Raw genomic sequence first — 21,131 nt, forward strand, 5'->3', positions numbered from 1 at the left:
ATGTCCACCACGGGACCGCACGTCCTGGTCATCGGCGCCGGCACCGGCGGCCTGTGCCTGGCGCACGGGCTGCGCCGCGCCGGCATCAGCGTCGCCGTCTACGAGCGGCATCGGCACAGCGGAGAAGGGCTGCTCGGATACCGCGTGGGCATCGGTCCGACCGGCAGCCGGGCACTGCGCGACTGCCTGCCACCTCAACTGTTCGCCACGTTCCTGGCAACCTGCGCCCGGCCGCCGAGCTACTTCAACGTCGTCACCCAGCGGCTGCGCGAGACCGCGTCGTTCGAGCTGCGGCCGGCCGTCGATCCCGTGCGGACGGAACACTCGGTGGCCCGGATGGTGCTGCGCCAGGTGCTGTTGACCGGCCTGGCCGACGTGGTGCACTTCGACAAGACCTTCGTCCGGTACGAGCAGCACGACGACGGCACGGTCACCGCCCACTTCGCCGACGGGACCACCGCCACCGGCGACCTGCTGGTGGCGGCGGACGGCACGCACTCGGCGGTCCGCCACCAGTACCTGCCGCACGCGGTCATCCGGGACGCCGGGACGATCAACATCGCCACGCGCATCCCGCTGACCGCGCAGACCCGCGGTCTCGTGCCCGAGCGCGTCGCCAAGGGCATCTCGCTGATCTTCGGCGTCGGCGGCACGATGGGCGTGCTGCACGTGATGGAGTTCAAGTGGGACGCGAACCGGACGATCAAGCCCGGCGTCGGCGACGACGACGCCGCCCTGCTGCGGGCCTGGTCCGGCCTGTCCGAGCAGACCAGCGCCGACTACATCAACCTCATCATCTGGAGCACCGCCCGTCGGTTCCCGTCCGACGTCCTGGAGCGCCGGGGCGAGGACCTGAAGCGGGTCGCGCTGGACCTGACCCCGAACTGGCACCCGGACCTGCGGGAACTGTTGCGGACCAGCGATCCGGGCAGTGTCCTGCCGATCAGGGTGAGCACGTCCGAGCCGACGCCACCCTGGAAGAGCAGCACCGTCACCCTGCTCGGGGACGCCATCCACACGATGACCCCCGGGCGCGGGGTGGGGGCGAACACCGCGCTGCGCGACGCCCGCCTGCTCTGCCAGCACCTCACCAGCGCCGTCGCCGGGGACAAGACGCTCGTGCAGGCCGTGGCGGACTACGAAGCCGCCATGGTGCCGTACGGCTTCGCACGGGTCGCCGAATCACTGAACCGCAGCGGCACCAACGGCGAGGACCGGATGTACCGCCCGGTGGTGGGCCGTCTCGCCCTGCTCGGCGCGCGCGGCTACTTCGGAGTGACCAGTCGGGTGCCCCCACTGCGACGCCGTTTCGTCGACGACTTCCACACCTACGAGGGCGACGAGGACTGACCGCGGCACCCACCGACCCGGGTACGACGTGCGAGCGTCGTACCCGGGTCGCCTCGTGCCCGGCGGGCGCCGGTCGCGACGTCGGCGCTGGTGGGCGCGACGCTGCGTCACCCGTCGGGCACCCCGCGAGGTGGTGGGCGTCGGCGCGCGCCGTACGACCGGTCCTGTCTGTCGTCGTCCGATCGCGTGTGCGAAGCTGCGGCGAGTTTTTCTCGTGACTTTCTCGACGAGGTGAGAGGGAGGTTCGCCGTGGAGTGGTCTATCGGACACTCGCTGATAGTGGTCGTGGCGGGGTTGCTGGGCCTGGCCGCCGGATGGTTGCTGCGCGGCCGGCAGGGCGCGGGGGCCGCCGCACGGCCCATCGTGGACGGCGATCCCGTCGCCGGTCTGGCCGTGGTCACCAGCCCGGAGCCACCGGCCATGACCGACGAGGCCCGGCCGGCGGCGAGCATCGACTCCCCGCCCGCGGCGGTCGCCGACGAGCCGGCCCCGGTCGACACGGTCAGCGCGCCGGCCACCGTGACCACGTCGGACGATTCCGCGCCGGACGCCGTCGACCCCGGCGACATGGCCCTCACCGAAGCCCCGCCGACCGTTCCGGCCGATGACCGGACCGACGCGGTCGACGAGCCGGGCACGGTCGACGAGCAGCCCGCCCCGGCGACGGTGGTCGCCCCGCGCCAGCCGCTGGACGACCGCACCGACACTCCGTCCGACGAGCCGATCGACGCCACGCCGGTCGACACCACGCCGGCCGAGCCGATCGACACCACCCCGGCCGACGCCACCCCGGCCGAGCCGATCGACGCCACCCCGGCCGAGACCGTCCCGGCCGCGCCGGACGAGCAGGCCGAGGCCGTTCCCGCCGAGAGCGCGTACACCGGGACGACGCCGGCCGACACGACCCCGGCGGTCGCGGCCGGTCTGCCGGCGGTGGACGTCGACGAGGCCGAGCCGGCGCGGGCCACGCCGCCGGTCCGCGCGACGGACGCCCCGCCGATCCCGGCGGCCACGGCGGACACCGACCCGACGGGCCCGGCGGACACCGACCCGACGGGCCCGGCGGACGACTTCCGTCGGATCCAGGGTGTGGGGCCGAAGATGGCGGCCGCGTTGCAGGCGGCCGGCGTGCGCACCTACCGCCAGCTCGGCGAGCTGGACGAGCCGGCGCTGCGCGACCTGATCCGGACCGCCGGCCTGCGCGCCGCGCCCGCGCTGGCCACCTGGCCCCAGCAGGCTCGGGTGCTGGCCGGCGCCGGCGACGCGGCGAGCGCCGTCCTGCCCGGCGGCGACCAGGGCTGACGCACCACCGTGAACCCCCGGACGTCCGCGCGGACGTCCGGGGGTTCGCTCGTTCCGAGCGCGCCCGACGGAGGCCGGGACGCGGGTCGACCAACCGCCCGGTCGGGGGACGGTGGGACGAATCCCGAGGTGGCGGGGTGGGCCGCTGGCTAGCGTCGGTCGGGGTGGGCCGGACGGTCCGCCACGTCGACCGGCACCGCAGGAGCGAGCGTGCAGTTCTCCGCGCCGGAGCCCGGGCCTGGCAGGACGCGACCACCGGTACGCGACCCGGATTCCCCCCGCCGGGTGACTCTGCTCGAACTCTTCTTCGACCTGGTGTTCGTGGTCGCGCTCGCGCTCATCTCACGCGGCATGGTCGACCAGCTCGACTGGCACCGCGCCGGACAGGCGTTGATCCTGCTGGCCGCCGTCTGGTGGACGTGGGCGATCACCACCCTCGTCACCGACCTGTACGACCCGGAACGGACCGAGATCAAGCTGCTGATCGCCTCGGTCATGTTCGGCGCGCTGCTGATGACCACCGCGATCCCCGAGGCGTTCAACGCGCGCGGCATCGTCTTCGCCGGCACGTACGTGGCCATCCACCTGGGGCGCGGGCTGTTCCTGATGCCGGCCGTGCGTCGCCAACCACAGACCCAGCGCCGGGCGTTGCGCATCTTCACCTGGTTCGTCGTGTCGGCGATCCCCTGGATCATCGGCGCGTTCGTCGCCGGTGACGCCCGGCTGGCGTGCTGGGCCATCGCGCTGGCCATCGACTACACCGGCTTCCGGCTCGCGTACCCGGTGCCGGGGCTGGGGGTGGTGCCGGAGCCGCAGCGCAACGTCACGGCCGAGCACCTGTCCGAGCGGTACCAGCAGTTCTTCATCATCGCGCTCGGCGACGCCATCCTGACCATCGGCACCATGTTCAACCTGGCGCACACCGAGGCCCAGAACATCGCCTCGTTCGCGGTGGCGTTCGGGACCACGCTGCTGCTCTGGCGGATCTACGTCCACAAGTCCGGCCAGCTGCTGCCGACGGCCATCAAGATGTCCGGCGCGCCGGCCAAGTTCCTGTTCACCGCCCCGTACACCCACCTGCTGATGATCGCCGGAGTGGTGACCACGGCCGCCGGGTTCGACCTGGTGCTGCACGACCACCCGGGACGTACGCCGCCGGCCTGGGTGGCGGTGATCCTCGGCGGCCCGGCGCTGTTCCTGGTCGGCCGGTCCTCGTTCGAGTACGAGGTGTTCAGTCGGGTGTCGCCGTCCCGCCCCGGTGGGCTCCTCGCGTTGCTCACGATCGCGCCCGTGGTGATGTACCTGCCACCGCTGGCCGCCTCGTTCGGCGCGCTGCTGGTGCTGGCCGGGGTCGCCTACGCGGACCACCTCCGCAGCCACGGCAAACCGCCGGAGCCCCCCGCACCGCCGCACTGAACCAGCCGCCGGCCGGCGGGCGGTCACACCAGCGCGCCCGCGTACCCCCGGGCCTGTAGCCGCTGCCCGGCGGTGTTGCCGAGGCGCACCTGGAGGCCCAGCGGCACGGCGGCCCGGCGGACGTCGTCCACGTGCAGCGAGCCGTGCCGGTCCACGGTCAGCACCGGCGGCTCCTCCAGCTCGCCGACCGGCGCGTGGAAGGAGAGCAGGGTCACCGAGGTGGTGAGGTAGCCCGGGTAGGCAGCGCGGGCCACCGCCTCGTCCGGGTGGGCGAGCACCACCAGGTCGCGCAGGTGAGCGAAGTCGGCCGCGAGCGCGCCGGCCTTCCAGTGGGCCGGCTCGTCGACGGCGCCGGTGTGGTGCCGGGACCGGTTCGCCGACGTGATGTAGAGGTGGTCGGTGCCGGTCTCGGCGAGCGCCCGCTCGAAGAACGTGTTGGACGGACAGGTGAGGCCGGGAGCGATGACCTGGGCGGTCCGCAGTCCGCAGTCGACCTGGGTGAGGTGGTCGGGCAACCGGTCGGCGGCCGGACCCCGGAAGCCGAACGGCCCGGCACCGTAGAGGGCGTCCATCAGGGCCCGCACCCGGCCGACCGGCAACCGGGGCGAGATACGGGACCAGTCGAACATCCCCGGGATACGTCCGATCGCGGTGGTGATGCTGCCGACCTGGTCGACGGCCCGACCCTTGGCCAGGTTCACCCGACGGACGGTGGCCGGGTCCGGGCGGGCGACGAGGGCGTAGACGTTGGCGAACGCCACCGCGACGACCGCGCCTCCGGCGAGCGCGCGGGCAGCGACCGCGACGTCGTGGGGGCGGTCGACGTAGAGCGATGGTGTCGGGACGTCCATGGGTCCTCCTCGGCGGGCCGTGAGGCAGTTCTACGTCCGATGCCCCGCGCGGCGGCCGGGTCGGTCGGCGATCCGATAGCCGCGCGCGGAGACCTCGTGCGGGCGGCCGATGCCGGCATCGGCCGGACGGACGATGCGGCGGGGGTACGACGCGTCCACCGTTAGCGGCGCGACCCGATTGGGTACAACGCGTGCACCTCAGCTCCACCACATTCCTTCAGGAGGCAGCGATGCGCGGCACCTCGATACTCGGAGTCATCGTCGTTATCTGGCTGGTGATCGGCGCGGTCGCCGCCGGCCAGCGGGGCTACTACAGCGGCGACGACACCAACTGCGCCGAGGCGGGCACGATCCTGGTCACGATCGTGGCCGGACCGTTGAACTACATCGGGGCCAATCCCAAGATCGACTGCAAGCTGCCCGAGCCGTCCAAGTAGGACGAAGGCGGTTCGCCCGGCCCGCGCCCGCGTAGGGCGCGGGCCGTTTTCCGTCCCAGGGTCGGGCGGGCGGTCGGCGGTCGGCGGTCGGCGGTCGGCGGTCGGCGGTCGGCGGTCGGCGGTCGGCGGTCGGCGGTCGGCGGTCGGCGGTCGGCGGTCGGCGGTCGGGTGATGGTGAGGGCGGTGCCCAGGGCGGGCGCAATGGGGCGAAGAAGCCGAAAGGTGATGTCGGGGCGTTCATCGCGAAGAGGGGACATCTATCCGGCACCTGGCCGCTGACAGCCAAAAAGTTTTGTGGGGTCTCTACAACTCAGCGGCGGTTGGTTCGGCCGTTGCACCATGGCGCCGTCCGCTCCGAGCCGGAAAAGTGATCACTGCCGGGAGCCGTCGTGTCTCGGCACGTACAGATGGTCTACCAAAGGGGTCAGTCGGGTGTTCAACCGCGTCGCCATCGTCAACCGTGGTGAGGCCGCCATGCGGCTCATCCACGCGGTCCGGGAGCTGGCCGCGGAGACGGGCAGCCGGATCGAGACGGTCGCCCTCCACACCGACGTCGACCGCACGGCCACCTTCGTGCGCGAGGCCGACATCGCCTACGACCTCGGGCCCGCGTCGGCGCGCCCGTACCTGAATCTCGCGACGCTCGAGCGCGCCCTGACCGAGACCGGCGCCGACGCCGCGTGGGTCGGCTGGGGCTTCGTCGCCGAGGATCCCGCCTTCGCCGAGCTGTGCGAGAAGATCGGGATCACCTTCGTCGGACCGAGCCCGGAGGCCATGCGCCAGCTCGGCGACAAGATCGGCGCAAAGCTGATCGCCGAGCAGGTCGGCGTGCCGGTCGCGCCGTGGAGCCGCGGCGCCGTCGAGAGCCTGGAGGCCGCGACGGCGGCAGCGGCCGAGATCGGCTACCCGCTGATGCTCAAGGCGACGGCCGGCGGCGGCGGGCGCGGCATCCGCGTGGTCACCAGCGACGCCGAACTCGCCGACGCGTACGAGCGCACCAGCCAGGAGGCGGCGCGGGCGTTCGGCAGCGGCATCGTGTTCCTGGAGCGCCTGGTCACCGGTGCCCGGCACGTCGAGGTCCAGGTGATCGCCGACGGTCAGGGCACCGCGTGGGCGCTGGGCGTGCGGGACTGCTCGGTGCAGCGGCGCAACCAGAAGGTCATCGAGGAGTCGGCCTCGCCGGTGCTCGACAAGGCGCAGGCCGCCGAGCTGAAGACGTCGGCGGAGCGGCTCGCCGTGGCGGTCGGCTACCGGGGCGCGGCGACCGTCGAGTTCCTCTACCACCCCGGCGACCGGCTGTTCGCGTTCCTGGAGGTCAACACCCGCCTGCAGGTCGAGCACCCGATCACCGAGCTGACCACCGGATTCGACCTGGTCAAGGCGCAGCTGCACGTCGCGTCGGGCGGCCGGCTCGTGGGTGACCCGCCGGTGGAGCGCGGGCACGCCATCGAGGCCCGACTCAATGCCGAGGACCCCGACCGTGACTTCGCGCCGTCGCCGGGGCGGATCGCGCGGCTCGACCTGCCCGCCGGGCCGGGCATCCGGGTGGACACCGGCGTCAGCGAGGGCGACACCATCCCGGCCGACTTCGACTCGATGATCGCGAAGATCATCGCGTACGGGCGGAACCGGGACGAGGCGCTGGGCAAGCTACGGCGGGCGATGGCCGACACCACCGTCATCATCGACGGTGGCGCGACGAACAAGAGCTTCGTGCTCGACCTGCTCGACCAGCCGGAGGTCATCGACGCCAGCGCCGACACCGGCTGGATCGACCGGGTCCGGGGCGAGGGCCGGCTCGTCACGCACCGGCACTCCGCGGTCGCCCTGGCCGCCGCCGCGATCGAGTCGTACGAGGAGGAGGAGCACGCCGAGCGGCAGCGGCTCCTGTCGACCGCCGCCGGTGGGCGTCCGCAGGTGCAGCACGCCAGCGGCCGACCGCTGGACCTCAAGCTGCGCGGCGTCACCTACCGGCTGCGGGTGGCCCGGATCGGCGCGCACCGGTTCCGTGTCGGCATCGAGGCGGGCGGCGACGTCCGCACGGCCGACGTCGAGCTGGACCGCTTCGACCGGCACACCGGCCAGATCGCCGTCAACGGCATCCGGTACCGGCTGCTCACCGGCACGCACGGCCCGACCCACCTCGTCGAGGTGGACGGCGTGACGCACCGGGTCAGCCGGGACGAGGGCGGCGTCCTGCGCTCCCCCATGCCCGCGCTCGTCGTCGCCACCCCGCTGGAGGTGGGCGCCGAGGTCGAGGCGGGCGCGCCGGTGCTGGTGCTGGAGGCCATGAAGATGGAGACGGTGCTGCGCGCGCCGTTCCGGGCCCGACTCAAGGAGTGCGCCGTCTCGGTGGGCAGCCAGGTGGAGGCCGGTGCGCCGCTGCTGCGGCTGGAGCCGGTCGCCGACGAGGCCGCCGACACCGTGGCCGCCCCGAGCGGCCCCACCGTCGAGCTGGACCTGCCCGCCGCCGACGCCGGCCTGTCGGCGTACGAGCGCAGCCGGCGCGGTCAGGAGGACCTGCGCGGCCTGCTGCTCGGCTTCGACGTCGACCCGCACGACGACCGGCGGGTGCTCGACGACTATCTCGTCGTACGCCGGTTGGCGGCCGAGGACGGGCACCGGCCGCTGGCCGCCGAGCTGGACCTCGTCGACGCGTTCGCCGACCTGGCCGAGCTGAGCCGCAACCGGCCGACCGGCGAGGACGGCGGCGCGCACGCGCGCAGCGACCGGGAGTACCTGCACACCTACCTGCAGAGCCTCGACGTGGAGCGGGCCGGTCTGCCGGACGCCTTCCAGGCCAAGCTCGCCAAGGCGCTCAGCCACTACGGCGTGACCGACCTGGAGCGCTCCCCCGGCCTGGAAGCCGCCGTGTTCCGGATCTTCCTGGCCCAGCAGCGCGCGTCCGTCGACGCCACCGTCGTGGCGTCGCTGCTGCGGGAGTGGCTGCGCGAGACGCCGCCGGACGAGTCGCTGCGCGAGCCCGCCGGTCTGGCGTTGGAGCGGCTGGTGGCCGCGACGCAGGTCCGCTTCCCCGTGATCGCCGACCTGGCCCGGGGCGTGGTGTTCGCCTGGTTCGCGCAGCCGCTGCTGCGCCGCAACCGCGCCCGCGTCTACGCGCAGGTGCGGGCCCACCTGCGACACCTGGACGCCCACCCGGATTCGCCCGACCGCGCCGAGCGCGTCGCCGAGATGGTCCGCAGCACCGAGCCACTGGTCCGACTGCTGGGCCAGCGCCTCGTGCGGCACCACCTCGACAACACGGTCATGCTGGAGGTGCTCACCCGCCGCTACTACGGCAACAAGGCGCTCAACCGGGTGCGGACCCGCGAGGTCGCCGACTGCTCCTTCGTGGTCGCCGAGCGCGCGGACTCCACCGTGGTCTCCGCGGCCGTCCGCTTCGACGGGCTGGGCGACGCGCTGCGCGGGCTCGCCGAGCTGGCCGGCGCCGAGGATTCCGTCGACGCCGACATCTACCTCGGCTGGGAGAACCAGCCGGAGGACTTCGACGCGATGGCAGCCGCGCTGCGCGACGTGCTCGCCGCCCATCCGTTGCCGGCGCGGGTCCGTCGGCTCACCGCCACCGTCGCGGGTCGCGGCGGGGCGGTCATGCACCACCACTTCACCTTCCGCCCGTCGGACGCCGGGATGGTCGAGGACCGGCTGATCCGCGGTCTGCACCCGTACATCGCGCAGCGGATGCAGTTGGAGCGGCTGCACAAGTTCGACCTGACCCGGCTGCCGTCGTCGGACGAGGAGGTTTACCTCTTCCAGTGCGTGGCGCGGGAGAACCCGGCCGACGAGCGCCTGGTGGCGTTCGCCCAGGTACGTGACCTGACCGAGCTGCGCGAGCAGGACGGCCGGCTGGTGGCGCTGCCCACCGCCGAGGACGCGGTGGCGGCCTGCCTCGACTCGATCCGCCGGGCCCAGTCGCGCCGGCCGTCGAAGACGCGCTTCACCACCAACCGGATCGTCGTCTACGTGTGGCCGCCGAGCGAGCTGACCCGCGAGGAGATGGAGATGATCGCCGGGCGGGTGCGCCCGACGACGGTGGGCGCCGGCCTGGAGGAGATCCTGTTCATCGCGCGTCAGCGCGACCGCCGCACCGGCGAGCTGACCAAGATCGCCGTACGGATCTCGTTCGACGCCCAGGGCGGCGCGGAGCTGACCGTCGGCGAGCCGCCGGCCGAGCCCGTCGAGCCGCTCGACGAGTACCGACTGAAGGTGCTGCGGGCCAGCAGCCGCAACACGGTGTACCCGTACGAGCTGACCGGTCGGCTCGGTGAGTTCGTCGAGCACGACCTCGACGACGCGTACGCGCTGGTCCCGGTGGACCGGCCCAAGGGGCGCAACCGCGCCGCGATCGTCGCCGGTGTCGTCACCGCGCCCACCGAGCGACACCCGCAGGGCGTGACCCGGGTCGTGCTGCTCGGCGACCCGACGAAGTCGTTGGGCGCGCTGTCCGAGCCGGAGTGCCGGCGGGTGATCGCCGCCCTGGACCTGGCGGAGCGGATGCGGGTGCCGCTGGAGTGGTGGGCGCTGTCGGCCGGGGCCAGGATCTCGATGACCTCGGGTACCGAGAACATGGACTGGGTGGCGGCGGCGCTCAAGCGCATCGTCGAGTTCACCCAGGCCGGCGGTGAGATCAACATCGTGGTCGCGGGCATCAACGTGGGCGCGCAGCCGTACTGGAACGCCGAGGCCACGATGCTCATGCACACCAAGGGTGTCCTGGTGATGACCCCGGACTCGGCGATGGTGCTCACCGGCAAGCAGTCGTTGGACTTCTCCGGCGGCGTCTCCGCCGAGGACAACTTCGGCATCGGCGGGTACGACCGGGTGATGGGTCCGAACGGGCAGGCGCAGTACTGGGCGCCGAACCTGACCGCCGCGCGGGACGTGCTGATGGCCCACTACGACCACACGTACGTCGCGCCCGGCGAGGACGCCCCGCGTCGCGCGACCACCACCGACCCGGTGGACCGGGACATCTCGGAGTTCCCGCACGACGTGGCGGGCAGCCCGTTCCGTACCGTCGGCGAGATCTTCTCCGCCGAGGCCAACCCGGACCGCAAGAAGCCGTTCGACATCCGGACGGTGCTGCGGGCCATCGCCGACCAGGACCGCCCGGTGCTGGAGCGGTGGGCGGGCATGGCCGACGCCGACACGGCGGTCGTGCAGGACGCCCACCTGGGCGGCATCCCGGTGTGCCTGCTCGGTATCGAGTCCCGGTCGGTGCCGCGTCGGGGGTTCCCGCCCACCGACGGCCCGGACACCTACACGGCGGGCACGCTCTTCCCCCGCTCGTCGAAGAAGGCCGCGCGGGCCATCAACGCGGCCAGCGGCAACCGGCCGCTGGTCGTGCTGGCCAACCTGTCGGGCTTCGACGGCTCGCCCGAGTCGATGCGCAAGCTGCAACTGGAGTACGGCGCGGAGATCGGCCGGGCGATCGTCAACTTCCAGGGCCCGATCGTGTTCTGCGTGATCTCGCGGTACCACGGCGGCGCGTTCGTGGTGTTCTCGAAGGCGCTGAACCCGAGCATGACGGTGCTCGCGTTGGAAGGGTCGTTCGCCTCGGTGCTCGGTGGCGCTCCCGCCGCCGCGGTGGTGTTCTCCGCCGACGTCAACGCCCGGACGGCCGCCGACGAGCGGGTACGCGCCCTGGAGGCCCGTGTCGCCGCCGCGTCCGGCACCGAGCGCGCCGCGTTGACGGCCGAGCTCGACGAGCTGCGGTCCTCGGTGCGGGCGGAGAAGCTCGGCGAGGTGGCTACCGAGTTCGACCGGGTGCACAACATCCAACGGGCCGTCGAGGTCGGCTCGGTGGACGCCGTCATCCGCGCCGCGGAGCTGCGTCCGCGCGTCATCGAGGCGATCGAGGCGCGGCTGAACGCTTGATCCGCCGCCGGGCCTGCTGAGCGGGGACGGCGCCGACCCATCCGGGTCGGTGCCGTCCCCGCTGTCGTTGACGCCCTGCCGCTCGGCGCAGCGGCGAAACTTTCATCCGATGACTATCCACAGTCGCGCAGCTCACCCGACTGTTTTCCGGAAGTTTTCAGAGTTGACGGGGCCCATCGACGGCCATAATGTTTCGAACGAGTTTCCGGTCCTTCGAAGCCACTCCCCCGCGCCCTTTCATCCCGGGCCGCACCCTTCCTTCAAAGATCGACACTTGTCGATCATTATCGAGAGGCAGGCAGATGAAGCCAAGACGGTGGATCAGCGCCGGCGTCGTCGCCGTCGCGACCGCTGCGGCGTTGAACGCGGTTCCGGCCACCGCGAGCCGGCCGTACGACCCGACCAGCCAGACGCTCGCGGCCCTCGGCCAGCGCCACGGCCTGAAGATCGGCACCGCGGTCAACGCAGAGGCCCTCAACGACGCCAACGACCCGCGCTACCGCCAGCTCGCCGCCGCGGAGTTCTCCTCGGTCACCGCCGAGAACGCGATGAAGTGGGAGAGCCTGGAGCCCACCCGGGGCACCTACGACTGGACGGCCGCCGACCAGCTCATCCAGTTCGCCCAGCGCAACCACCAGAGCGTCCGGGGCCACGTGCTGGTCTGGCACAACCAACTGCCCGCCTGGCTCACCAGCGGCGTCGCCGACGGCACCATCAGCAAGCAGGAGCTGCGCGAGCTGCTGCGCAAGCACATCACCACCGTCGTCGACCACTTCAAGGGCAAGATCTGGCAGTGGGACGTCGTCAACGAGGCGGTCAGCGACCCCTGGGACACCCCGTCGACGCTGCACTACAAGGGTTTCTGGGCGCAGAACCTGGGCCCGGACTACATCGCCGACGCGTTCCGCTGGGCCCGCGCCGCCGACCCGAAGGCGCTGCTGTTCTACAACGACTACAACATCGAGGCGTTCGGCTCGGGCAACCCGGCCGACGACAAGACGCAGTTCGTCTACGACATGGCCAAGGGCCTGCGCGCCAAGGGCGTCCCGATCGACGGCGTCGGCTCGCAGGGCCACCTGGGCACCCAGTACGGCAACTTCGACACCCTGCAGGTGACCGCCGCCCTGAAGCGCTTCTCCGCGCTCGGCCTGGCCACCGCGTTCACCGAGGTCGACGTCCGGAGCCAGCTGACCGAGGGCGTCCGGGCCGGCAACTCCGAGGAGATCAATCCCCGGTTGCAGGCGTCGGCCGCCAACTTCAGCGTGCTGATGAAGGCGTGCCTCGCCGTGCGCGACTGCCTGTCGTACACCGTCTGGGGTTTCAGCGACAAGTACTCGTGGGTGCCGGACTGGTTCAACGACCCGCCCGAGGGCCTGGCCACCATCTACGACGAGAACTACCAGCCCAAACGGGCGTACCAGGAGCTGAAGTCGGATCTGATCTTCGCCGGCCCGCCGTACGTCCTGCCGCGCGTCGCGCCCCGGCCGCACCGCTGAACCGGCACGGGTCGTGCGGGGTCCACCCTCCCCGCACGGCCCGTGTCAGCGGGCCACCGTCATGTCGTCATCGGGCAGGAGCGGACGCATGAACGTCCGCTCGTAGCGCACCACGCAACCCGACTCGTCACGGATCGCCTCGGCCGCGACGAACTCCGGGTCCTGGCCGAACCGTGCGCGGTACCGCTCGTACGCCGCGAGGCTGTCGAAGCTGAACAACGCCTCGGCCCGGTCGCTGGCGCCCTCGGCGGGCAGAAAGTAGCCGTGGTGCACGCCGCCGTGCCGGGCCACGAGCCGCATCCACGCGCGGGCGAACCGTTCGAACGCCTCGATCTGCGCGGGGTCGATGGTGTAGTGCACGACGCAGGTGATCATCGGTCCACCATAGAGCTCCGGGCGGCCGGCAGTAGGATCGCGGACACCTCGGCGAAGAGTGCCGCCCTGCTGCCGGAGTCCGCATGTCCGACGATCCGCCCGGCGACACCGACCGCCGCCGGGGCACGACCGTCCCTGGTCGGCGCGCGAACGGCCCGTTCCGCGCGATTCGCCGGGCCCTCGCCGTCGGCTGTCTCGTCGTCGTCGCCGCTGTGCCGGCCCGGCCCGTCCCCGCCTCCCCCGGGCCCACGACCCTGTGGGTGGCGCAGATGAACCTGTGCGACAGCGGTCGCGCCGCCTGCTACACCGGCCGGGCGGTGCCCAGGGCCGCCGAACTGATCAGGACCGAGCGGCCCGATCTGGTCACCCTCAACGAGATCTGCCAGGACGACGTGCCCACGCTGGAGGCGGTGTTCGCGACGGTCCACGGCCGCGCGAGAGTCACGTCCGCCTTCCAGGCTGCCGGCGACCGGCCCAGCGGCGCCGACACCCGGTGCCGCAACGGCCGGGCGTACGGCATCGGTCTGCTGGCCCGACTGCCGACGACGGTCAGCCGGTACACGGTGCACGGTGGGATCCACCCGGCGCAGGACCTCGCCGACCCCGAGGAACGACCCTGGCTGTGCGTGCACGTCGAGGGCGGGTTCAACGCCTGCACCACCCACCTGGCGGCCACCAGCCGCAGCGTCGCGCTCACCCAGTGCGGCCACCTGATCGACGGGATCCTGCCCGCCATCGCCCGCAGCGCCGGGTACGCCCCAACGGTGCTGAGCGGCGATTTCAACCTGCGCCCCGGCGACGTCGGGTCCTGCGTGCCGCCCGGTCATCCCCGCGTCGGTGACGGGGCGGTGCAGCACATCGTGGCCAGCGACGACATCAGCATGTGCTGCGCCCGGTCGGTGGACCTGGACGGGGCGACCGACCACCCCGCCCTGTTGGCCACCCTCGTCGTCGGCTGCGCCCGCCCGGCCCGTCAGTCCTCGTCGTCGTCCGGTTCGAGGTCCTGCTCGTAGTAGTCGAGGTCCTCCTCGTCCATGTCCTGCGCGGCCAGCGTCTTCTCGGCCTCGTCGGCGCGACCCTGCGCCCGCAGCGCGAGGGTCAGCACCGCGGTGGCCTCGTAGCCGTACTCGTCGGGGTCCTCGGCCAGCACCTCCCGGGCCTCCGCCTCGGCGCGGGCCGGCTCGCCGAGGCGCAACCGCAACCGCGCCCGGTGCAGCCGGGCCGAGCGACGACCGTCCGCCAGCTCGTCGCCGTCGAACAGGGTGACGGCCCTGTCGAGCCGGTCGAGCGCCTCGCCGGTACGGCCGGCGCGGTCCAGCAACTGCGCGGCGGCCACCTGGTCCCGGCCCGACAGCTCGGCGGAGGTGGGCCGCGCTGCCGCGCCGAGGGCGTCGACGCGCGCCAGCACCGCCCAGGCGACGTCGTCCGGCGGCCGGTTGGCGAGCCGGCCCAGCGCCTTGCGCAGCACCCGCAGCTCGGCGTCGGCGTCACCGTTGGCCCGGTGCCGGTCGGCGGCCGTGACCAGGTGCGTGAACCCCTCCGTACCGTGGAGCAGGTCGGCGGCGTCCTCCAGGACAGCCGCCAGCGGCGGCAGCCCGTCGGGCAGCTCCCCGGCCCGGATCAGCTCGGCCAGCACCACCCGCGCGGCATCGCGGTGGTGGTAGCCCCGGCGGTACAGCTCCCACAGCAGGTGGCGGCAGCGCAGCGCGTCGTCGCGCAGACCGACCCGGTCGAGGCTGCGGACCGCCTCCTCGGCGGCCTCGATCGCGTCCTCCTGCCGGCCCGCGTTGCGCAGGGTGTGCGCCACGTCGAGCCGGGTCCGCGCGGCGCCGGCCTGGTCGCCGGCCGCGGTGAGCGCGGCGACCCGTTCGACGAGCGCGGCCAGCGCCGGGTCGGCTGCCCGCTCGGACGTGGTGACCCGCCCGGCGAGGACGGTGAGCGGCACGTGCCGCGCCACCGGCGTCGCCGCCATCCGCGCCTCGACCCGCTCGCTCTGGTGCCGGTTGCCGTTCCGGACGTCGAACCGGGCGGCGATCGCGCGGGCCTGCGCGGCCACCTCGTCGTGGACCTCGGCGACCGTCGCCTCCCAGCGGCGGGTGCCGTCGTCCGAGCGGCGGGACACCACCAGGTCGGCGTGGCCCGCCGCGCGCAGCCGGCCGAGCACCAGCGCGGCGGACGCGGCGAACTCCATCGCCGCGTACGGCGACGAGGGGCGCTCCAGCCAGCTCAGGTGCCGCTCCACCAGCTCCAGGCCCCGCGCCTCGTTGCCGGTCAGCCCGCAGAACAGCACGTGCTGGGCGAGGTTGTCGAGGTGGTGACGGTCGTCGCGGATGCGGCGGTAGCCGTCCCGGTGGGCCTCGACGGCCTCGTCGTAACGGCCCGTCCGCAGGTACGGCGTGAGCAGCTCGCTGAGCATCCACTGTGGCTGTTCGGTGCAGCCGCCGCGCTTGTACGGCTCCCCGATGGTGATGGCCTCGTCGAACCTGCCGAGCGACGTGAGGTGCCGGACCTGCCCCGACGGAACACACGCCTGGCAGTCCGACATCGAGTCGCGCTTGGCGGTGACCATCCGGTCGTACGCCTCCTGGGCGGCATCCATGTCCCCCACGTGGTGCGCCACGAGCCAGCGGTGCTGGTGGACCGCGTGCAGGCTGTGCCCGGCGAGCCGGTAGCGGCGCTGCATGTCGTCAAGCACCGCCCTGGTGCGCTCCAGCGGGATGTCCGGGAACTGGGGCAGCGCCCAGACGATCCACTTGAAGTCCCACAGCAACGTGCGGGTGTGGTAGGCCTCGACCACCTCGGGCTGCCGGTCGGCCGTCGCCAGGCACCAGGAGAAGGCGAGGAACGCCCGGGTCGGGTCGCCGCCGTGGTGGAAGTCGCTGATGGCGTTCATCCGGGCCGAGAAGGCGAACGGCACGTCGCCGGCCGCGTCCGCGTGCCGGAAGACCGCGTCCAGCGCGGCGAAGCGGGCCGGACCACGTGGCAGCGCGTACGCCTGCGCCAGGCGGTCCCGCAGCTCCTGCTCGGAGGTGGTCATCGGGTTCCCTCCATGGCGCGGGCGAGCAGACCGAGGAACGACTGGTTCAACGCGGCCGTGTCGGCGGGCCGCAGCGGCTGGTGGCCCAGCAGCAGCGCCTGCACGTACAGGCCCTCGATCGCCAGCGTCGTCAGCTCGTCGTCGCCGGCGGCGATGGCCTGCCGGACGAGGGGGTTGCGGTAGTTGAACACGAGCTGCGGTCGCTCGTCGCGGCCCTGCGTGAAGGTGCCGAGGATCGACGACCACAGTTCGTCGGCCTGCTCCTGCCCCTGACGCAGGTCCACCGCCAGGGCGGTGTCGCCGTCGAGCAGGTGCAGCGCCGGCATGCTGGCCGGTTCGAAGGCACGCACCAGCACCTGCACGCCGAGCCGGTCGAGGGTCCGCTGCGCCAGGACGAGGAAGGGCCGCACGGCCAGCTCGACGTCCGGGTCGAGCGGTTCCAGCCGGGTCGCCAGGTCACTCGCCGTGAGGATCTCGGTGACGACGCCGCTGTCCACGTCGGGCAGCCGACGCAGCAACTCGGCGTCGTACACGTAGCCCGCGTTGACCACGGCGATCCCCTGGGCGGCGGCGACCGCGGCGAGCTGCCGGAACTCGTCCACCGACGGCGTGTACCGCACCACGCCGTGCCGATCCCGGAACTCGGCGAGCGTCAGTGGGCCCATGTTCGTCTCGAACGGCCACCACTGCTCGACCAGGCGCAGCATCTCGTCGTCGTGCACCGCCAGGGCCTTGACGCCCAGGTGGTGCACCCGCAGGAAGGCCTGGAGGCGACGCGGGTCGGTGCGTCCGAGCCGGGTCATCCAGCCGCGCAGGGTGTCGCCCAGCGCGTCGCGGACCTCGTCGAGCAGCGCGTCCTCGTAGAGCGCCTCCCGACTCGCGGTCGGGCGCAACTCGGTGGTGTCGACCACGCACCGGACGAAGAAGGCCCACTCCGGCAGCAGCCGTTCGATGTCCTCGGAGAGGAGCATCTGTTTGAGGTAGACCCGGTGGGCCACCCGCGACGTCGGGTTGGCCGGCATGGGCAGCACGAACGCCACCCCGCGCAGGCCCGCCGCGGGCACCGCCAGGTCGATCACGTCGAAGGGCGGAAAACCGAAGACCTCCTGGGCGTACGCGTCGAGACGCTCCCGCCGTGCCGCCGCCGGCTCGGCCGGGTCGTTCTCCCAGGGGGCGAGGCCGGTGGTGATGGCCTCGTGGTCGACGTGGACGTCGATCGGCAGCAGTGACCCGTACAGCGCGGCGATCTCGACGACGGTGTCCCTGCGCAGCCAGTGCTCGGCGCCGCGCCGGGGCACCAGGGTCACCGTGGTGCCCTGCGCGGGGCGTTCCCGCTCGGCCGGGGCGATGTGCAGCTCGTAGCGCCCGTTGCCGTAGCCGATCCACTCGACGGTCGGCGAGTCGGCCGCACGGGTGGACACCCGGATCTCGTCGGCGACCAGGAAGCAGGAGAGCAGCCCGATGCCGAACTGGCCGAGGAACTCGTGTCGGGCGAATCCCAGCTCGTCCCGCTTGGAGCTGCGGCCGATCGTGGCGAGCAGTTCGTGCACCTGCGCCTCGGTCAGACCGACGCCGGTGTCCTCGACGCGCAGCGTGCCGTCCCCGGTGGACTCCGGTGGGTAGATCCGGATCGAGCCCGGCGCGCCGGGCTCGCCCGCCCGACGGGCGGTGATCGCGTCGACGGCGTTCTGCATCAGCTCGCGGACGTAGACGCGTGGGCTGGCGTACAGGTGGTGACTGAGCAGGTCGACGATGCCGCGCAGGTCGACGTGGAAGGTGTAGCTCACAACCGCCCTCTCCCGTGATCCGATCGGCTGCACCCTAGCGGCTGGCCCGACGCGCTGGGGGGCGCGTTTTCGTCGGACGGTCGTGCCATGCTGCCGCTCACCTTCAGGGCGAGGAGCGCAACGCATGGTCACGGTGATGGTTCGGGACGAGACGGCGACCGGCAGAGCCGTCGACAGTTGGCCGTTGACGGGCCTGCCGGAGCGCATCTCCGCGCGGGAGTTGGTCCGGCTGCGGGTCCGCGAGGAGGTGGCGCGGTTCAACGCCGCGCGGCCGCGGCACTTCCGGGGCCTGGTGCAGCCGACCGACACGGAGGCCACGCTGAACGGCTACCGGGTCGCCCCGGGCCGGCGACTCGACTGGGAGGCGCAGGCGGACCGGGCCTGTGCCGCGTTCTCGCACAACGGTTTCCTGCTGCTGGTCGGCGACCACCAGGTCGACGACCTCGACGAGGAGATCGACCTGCGATCCGACCTCGACGTGGCGTTCGTCCGGCTCGTCGCGCTGGTGGGCGGCTGACATGGGTGACTGGACGGCACTGCTCCCCCACCTGAGCGAGGCGGACCGGCGGCAGGTGGAGACCGGTCTCGCCGAGGCCGACGAACGGATCCGCGCGGTGCTGCGCATCGCCAGCACCTACTACTGGGGATCCTCGGTGACGAACGTGCCCGAGTGGTCCACGGTGGAGTCGTGGTCGGCCGGGGAGCGCCGCCGCGCTGCCCTGGCCCTGCACCGGGAGTCGGCGTCCGGGATGAGCGGGGTGATGCCCGATCTCGCCACCGAGGATGTCCCCTTCACGCGGGCGGACCTGCTGTGGTGCCTGGACGTGGTCGCTCGCCGAGGCGGCGTCGACGACGGCACCGACCTGGAACTACCCGCCCTGATCGCGCCGCGCCTGACGGCCGCCGAGCTGGCCGACCTGGTGCCGGCGCTGTCCGCCCTGAACAGCGAACTGCTCGACGACTACTTCGTCACGGCGGCGACCCGACGGCGTACCGTCACGCTGCTCGGCCAGGCCATCGACCGCGCCACCGGCAGCCGCCTGCCGGCGTGGCTGCTGCACCACGGGGACAGCTTCGGGCCCGCCGTCCGCGCCGACCTGGACGCCGACCTCGCCGCACCCGGCGTGCCGGAGCTGCTGGAGCACTGCGCCGCGTTGGAGAAACCGGCGGCGACCGCGAAGTGGCTGCGTCGCCTCGACGAACTGCTCGTGGCCGCGCACGGCGGCCGGCAGGTCGTCCGCCGGCTCCTCGAGGCGTTCGCCGCCCACGGGCGGAGCGTGCACGACGACACGGACCGCCTCCTGCGCGGGCTGGTCTGGGCGCTGTCCCGCGAGCGCGACGAGCGGTCGACGGAGCTGCTGGCCCGGGCCACCACGAGCGCGGCGTCCGCGCCACGCCAGGCCGCCGGATTCCCGTACGCCTCGCGGACCGCCATCGCGGCGGTACGGCTGCTGGCCGACCGGGACGGTGACGTGCCGCTGCGCACGCTGGCCCGCCTCGCGGTGACGGTCCGCAACAAGGCCGTACGGAGCCGGGTCCAGAGCGCGCTGACCCAGCTCGGGGCCCGGCGTGGCTGGTCGCTCAGCGAGGTCATGGAACTGGCCGTCGACGGCCACGGACTCGGACCGGACGGGCGGCTGCGCAGGACGGTCGGCCCGTACGAGGCGACGGTCGAGATCGTGGGCGAACGGCCGCGCCTGGTCTTCGCCCGCGACGGGGTCGACCTGAAGGGCGTTCCGGCGCAGGTGAAGCAGTCCCACGAGGACGACCTCGCCGAGCTGCGGGGCCTGGTCAAGCGGATCGGCGCGACGCTGGTCAGCGAACGTCAGCGGGTCGAGGGGCTGCTGTCCGAGGAGCGCGTCTGGTCGTACCCCGACTGGTCGTCGCGCTTGCTCGACCACCCGGTGACCGCGACCTACGGGCGGCGTCTGCTGTGGGAGACCAGCGCCGACGGCCGGCGCTGGACGGCCGGTCTGCCCCGGCGCAACGGCGACGGGTGGGCGATCGTCGATCGGGACGGCCACGCCCTCGCCCAGGGATCGGTCCGGTTGTGGCATCCGGCCCGCGCGGACACGGCCGAGGTGCTGGCCTGGCGCGCGCACCTCGTCGCCGCCGGCCTGACGCAGCCGTTCAAACAGGCGTTCCGCGAGGTCTACCTGCGCACGCCGGCGGAGGAGAAGACGGAGACCTACTCCAACCGCTTCGCCGCGCACATCCTGCGCTACCGGCAGGCCAACGCCCTGCTGCGCGCCCGCGGCTGGCAGGCGGGCTACCTGGGCACCTGGGACGGCGGGTACGACAGCGAGGCCACCAAGGTCTTCGGCGGCGGCGCGTGGCAAGCGTCCTTCCACCACGCGCTCGTCGACGACCCGCACGAGCGCCGCCACGACGTCGAGTACTGCTCGACCGACCAGGTGCGCTTCGCCCGGCACGACGGCAAGACGTGGCAACCCGCGCGGATCATCGACGTGCCACCGCTGGTGTTCACCGAGGCCATGCGCGACGTGGACCTGTTCGTCGGCGTCACCTCGATCGCCACCGACCCGCAGTGGGCCGACCGTGGTGAGGACCGCTTCTCCGCCTACTGGCACCGGACAGCGGTGGCCGAGCTGACTCCGTCCGCGCAGGTACGTCGGGACGCGCTCGCCCGGCTGCTGCCCCGGATGGCCATCGCGGACCGGGTGGACCTCACGGAGCGGTACCTGCGGGTGCGGGGCAACCTGCTCGCTTACCGCATCCACCTCGGGTCGGGCAACATCATGATGGAGCCCGACGACAGGTACCTCTGCATCGTCGCCGCGCGCACCCAGACCGGTCGCCTGCACCTGCCGTTCGACGACGACCCCATGCTCGCCACGATCCTGTCCAAGGCGATCATGCTGGCCGCCGACGACCGCATCACCGACCCCACCGTCCTGAGCCAACTCCGACCCACGGTGAGCGGTTGATGCCGACCGAGCGAGTGGACTACCGGCGCATAGCGAACGAGATAGCAGGAAGGATCAAGTCCGGCAAGCTTGCGCCGGGCGAGAAGCTACCGTCCACGCGGGAACTGGCCGGACAGCACGGCGTGCACATCTCCACGATCAACCGGGTCACGACGATCCTGAAGGATCGCGGGTTGGTCGAGGGACATCCCGGTAAGGGTCTCTACGTGGCTGAAGCGGAGCAATCCGATTAACAGG

General features: G+C 72.7%; 14 protein-coding genes. 10 read left to right on the forward strand and 4 right to left on the reverse strand.

Features of this window, described 5'->3' with window-relative positions; translation table 11 throughout:
* The 3 genes from AB0I89_RS03025 to AB0I89_RS03035 all read left to right on the forward strand — a co-directional run bounded on the left by AB0I89_RS03025 (position 1) and on the right by AB0I89_RS03035 (position 4,068).
* A complete protein-coding gene (locus tag AB0I89_RS03025) occupies positions 1-1,350 on the forward strand; it encodes an NAD(P)/FAD-dependent oxidoreductase (RefSeq protein ID WP_357119145.1) in 1,350 nt (449 codons plus the stop codon).
* 249 nt (positions 1,351-1,599) lie between these two features.
* Positions 1,600-2,652 (forward strand): hypothetical protein, encoded by a 1,053-nt coding sequence (locus AB0I89_RS03030; RefSeq protein WP_357119148.1) that lies wholly within the window; start codon positions 1,600-1,602, stop codon positions 2,650-2,652.
* Between the two features lie 210 nt (positions 2,653-2,862).
* Positions 2,863-4,068, forward strand: coding sequence for a low temperature requirement protein A (locus AB0I89_RS03035; RefSeq protein ID WP_357119151.1), 1,206 nt, complete (start codon positions 2,863-2,865; stop codon positions 4,066-4,068).
* Between the two features lie 23 nt (positions 4,069-4,091).
* Here the strand turns inward: AB0I89_RS03035 and AB0I89_RS03040 are convergent, their stop codons facing one another.
* Positions 4,092-4,919, reverse strand: a complete 828-nt coding sequence (locus AB0I89_RS03040; RefSeq protein WP_357119154.1) for a hypothetical protein — start codon at positions 4,917-4,919, stop codon at positions 4,092-4,094.
* A 230-nt stretch (positions 4,920-5,149) separates the two neighbouring features.
* Here AB0I89_RS03040 and AB0I89_RS03045 point away from each other — a divergent pair, with 230 nt between their 5' ends.
* From AB0I89_RS03045 to AB0I89_RS03055, 3 genes are all read left to right on the forward strand, one after another.
* The gene (locus AB0I89_RS03045) at positions 5,150-5,356 is read left to right on the forward strand and encodes a hypothetical protein (protein ID WP_355052696.1); all 207 of its coding nucleotides are present in this window, start codon (positions 5,150-5,152) and stop codon (positions 5,354-5,356) included.
* Between the two features lie 432 nt (positions 5,357-5,788).
* Complete coding sequence (locus tag AB0I89_RS03050) at positions 5,789-11,251, forward strand: carboxyl transferase domain-containing protein (RefSeq protein WP_357119158.1); 5,463 nt, start codon at positions 5,789-5,791, stop codon at positions 11,249-11,251.
* 302 nt (positions 11,252-11,553) lie between these two features.
* Positions 11,554-12,747, forward strand: coding sequence for an endo-1,4-beta-xylanase (locus tag AB0I89_RS03055; RefSeq protein WP_357119161.1), 1,194 nt, complete (start codon positions 11,554-11,556; stop codon positions 12,745-12,747).
* 45 nt (positions 12,748-12,792) lie between these two features.
* Here the strand turns inward: AB0I89_RS03055 and AB0I89_RS03060 are convergent, their stop codons facing one another.
* Positions 12,793-13,122, reverse strand: a complete 330-nt coding sequence (locus AB0I89_RS03060; RefSeq protein WP_357119165.1) for an NIPSNAP family protein — start codon at positions 13,120-13,122, stop codon at positions 12,793-12,795.
* Positions 13,123-13,205: 83 nt separating this feature from the next.
* On the opposite strand from AB0I89_RS03060, the gene AB0I89_RS03065 reads away from it, so the two are divergent.
* The gene (locus AB0I89_RS03065) at positions 13,206-14,135 is read left to right on the forward strand and encodes an endonuclease/exonuclease/phosphatase family protein (RefSeq protein WP_357119168.1); all 930 of its coding nucleotides are present in this window, start codon (positions 13,206-13,208) and stop codon (positions 14,133-14,135) included.
* Here AB0I89_RS03065 and AB0I89_RS03070 read toward each other — a convergent pair.
* Together AB0I89_RS03070 and AB0I89_RS03075 are read right to left on the reverse strand one after the other, a co-directional pair.
* On the reverse strand, positions 14,096-16,159 hold the full coding sequence (locus tag AB0I89_RS03070; RefSeq protein WP_357119171.1) for a hypothetical protein: 2,064 nt from the start codon (positions 16,157-16,159) through the stop codon (positions 14,096-14,098). The genes AB0I89_RS03065 and AB0I89_RS03070 overlap by 40 nt on opposite strands.
* Entirely contained in the window at positions 16,156-17,946 is a 1,791-nt protein-coding gene (locus tag AB0I89_RS03075; RefSeq protein ID WP_357119174.1) for an HSP90 family protein, read from the reverse strand. The genes AB0I89_RS03070 and AB0I89_RS03075 overlap by 4 nt, the downstream gene beginning before the upstream one ends.
* A gap of 124 nt (positions 17,947-18,070) precedes the next feature.
* On the opposite strand from AB0I89_RS03075, the gene AB0I89_RS03080 reads away from it, so the two are divergent.
* From AB0I89_RS03080 to AB0I89_RS03090, 3 genes are read left to right on the forward strand one after another with little or no spacing between them, the layout of a single operon-like run.
* Positions 18,071-18,463: a hypothetical protein gene (locus AB0I89_RS03080; RefSeq protein WP_357119177.1), complete on the forward strand. Its 393-nt coding sequence runs from the start codon at positions 18,071-18,073 to the stop codon at positions 18,461-18,463.
* Between the two features lies 1 nt (position 18,464).
* The gene (locus tag AB0I89_RS03085) at positions 18,465-20,894 is read left to right on the forward strand and encodes a DUF4132 domain-containing protein (RefSeq protein ID WP_357119180.1); all 2,430 of its coding nucleotides are present in this window, start codon (positions 18,465-18,467) and stop codon (positions 20,892-20,894) included.
* Positions 20,894-21,127, forward strand: coding sequence for a GntR family transcriptional regulator (locus AB0I89_RS03090; RefSeq protein ID WP_357119183.1), 234 nt, complete (start codon positions 20,894-20,896; stop codon positions 21,125-21,127). The genes AB0I89_RS03085 and AB0I89_RS03090 overlap by 1 nt, the downstream gene beginning before the upstream one ends.
* The last annotated feature ends 4 nt before the right edge of the window (positions 21,128-21,131 follow it).

The sequence above is a fragment of the Micromonospora sp. NPDC049801 genome, assembly GCF_040656575.1.
Classification (GTDB): Bacteria; Actinomycetota; Actinomycetes; order Mycobacteriales; family Micromonosporaceae; genus Micromonospora.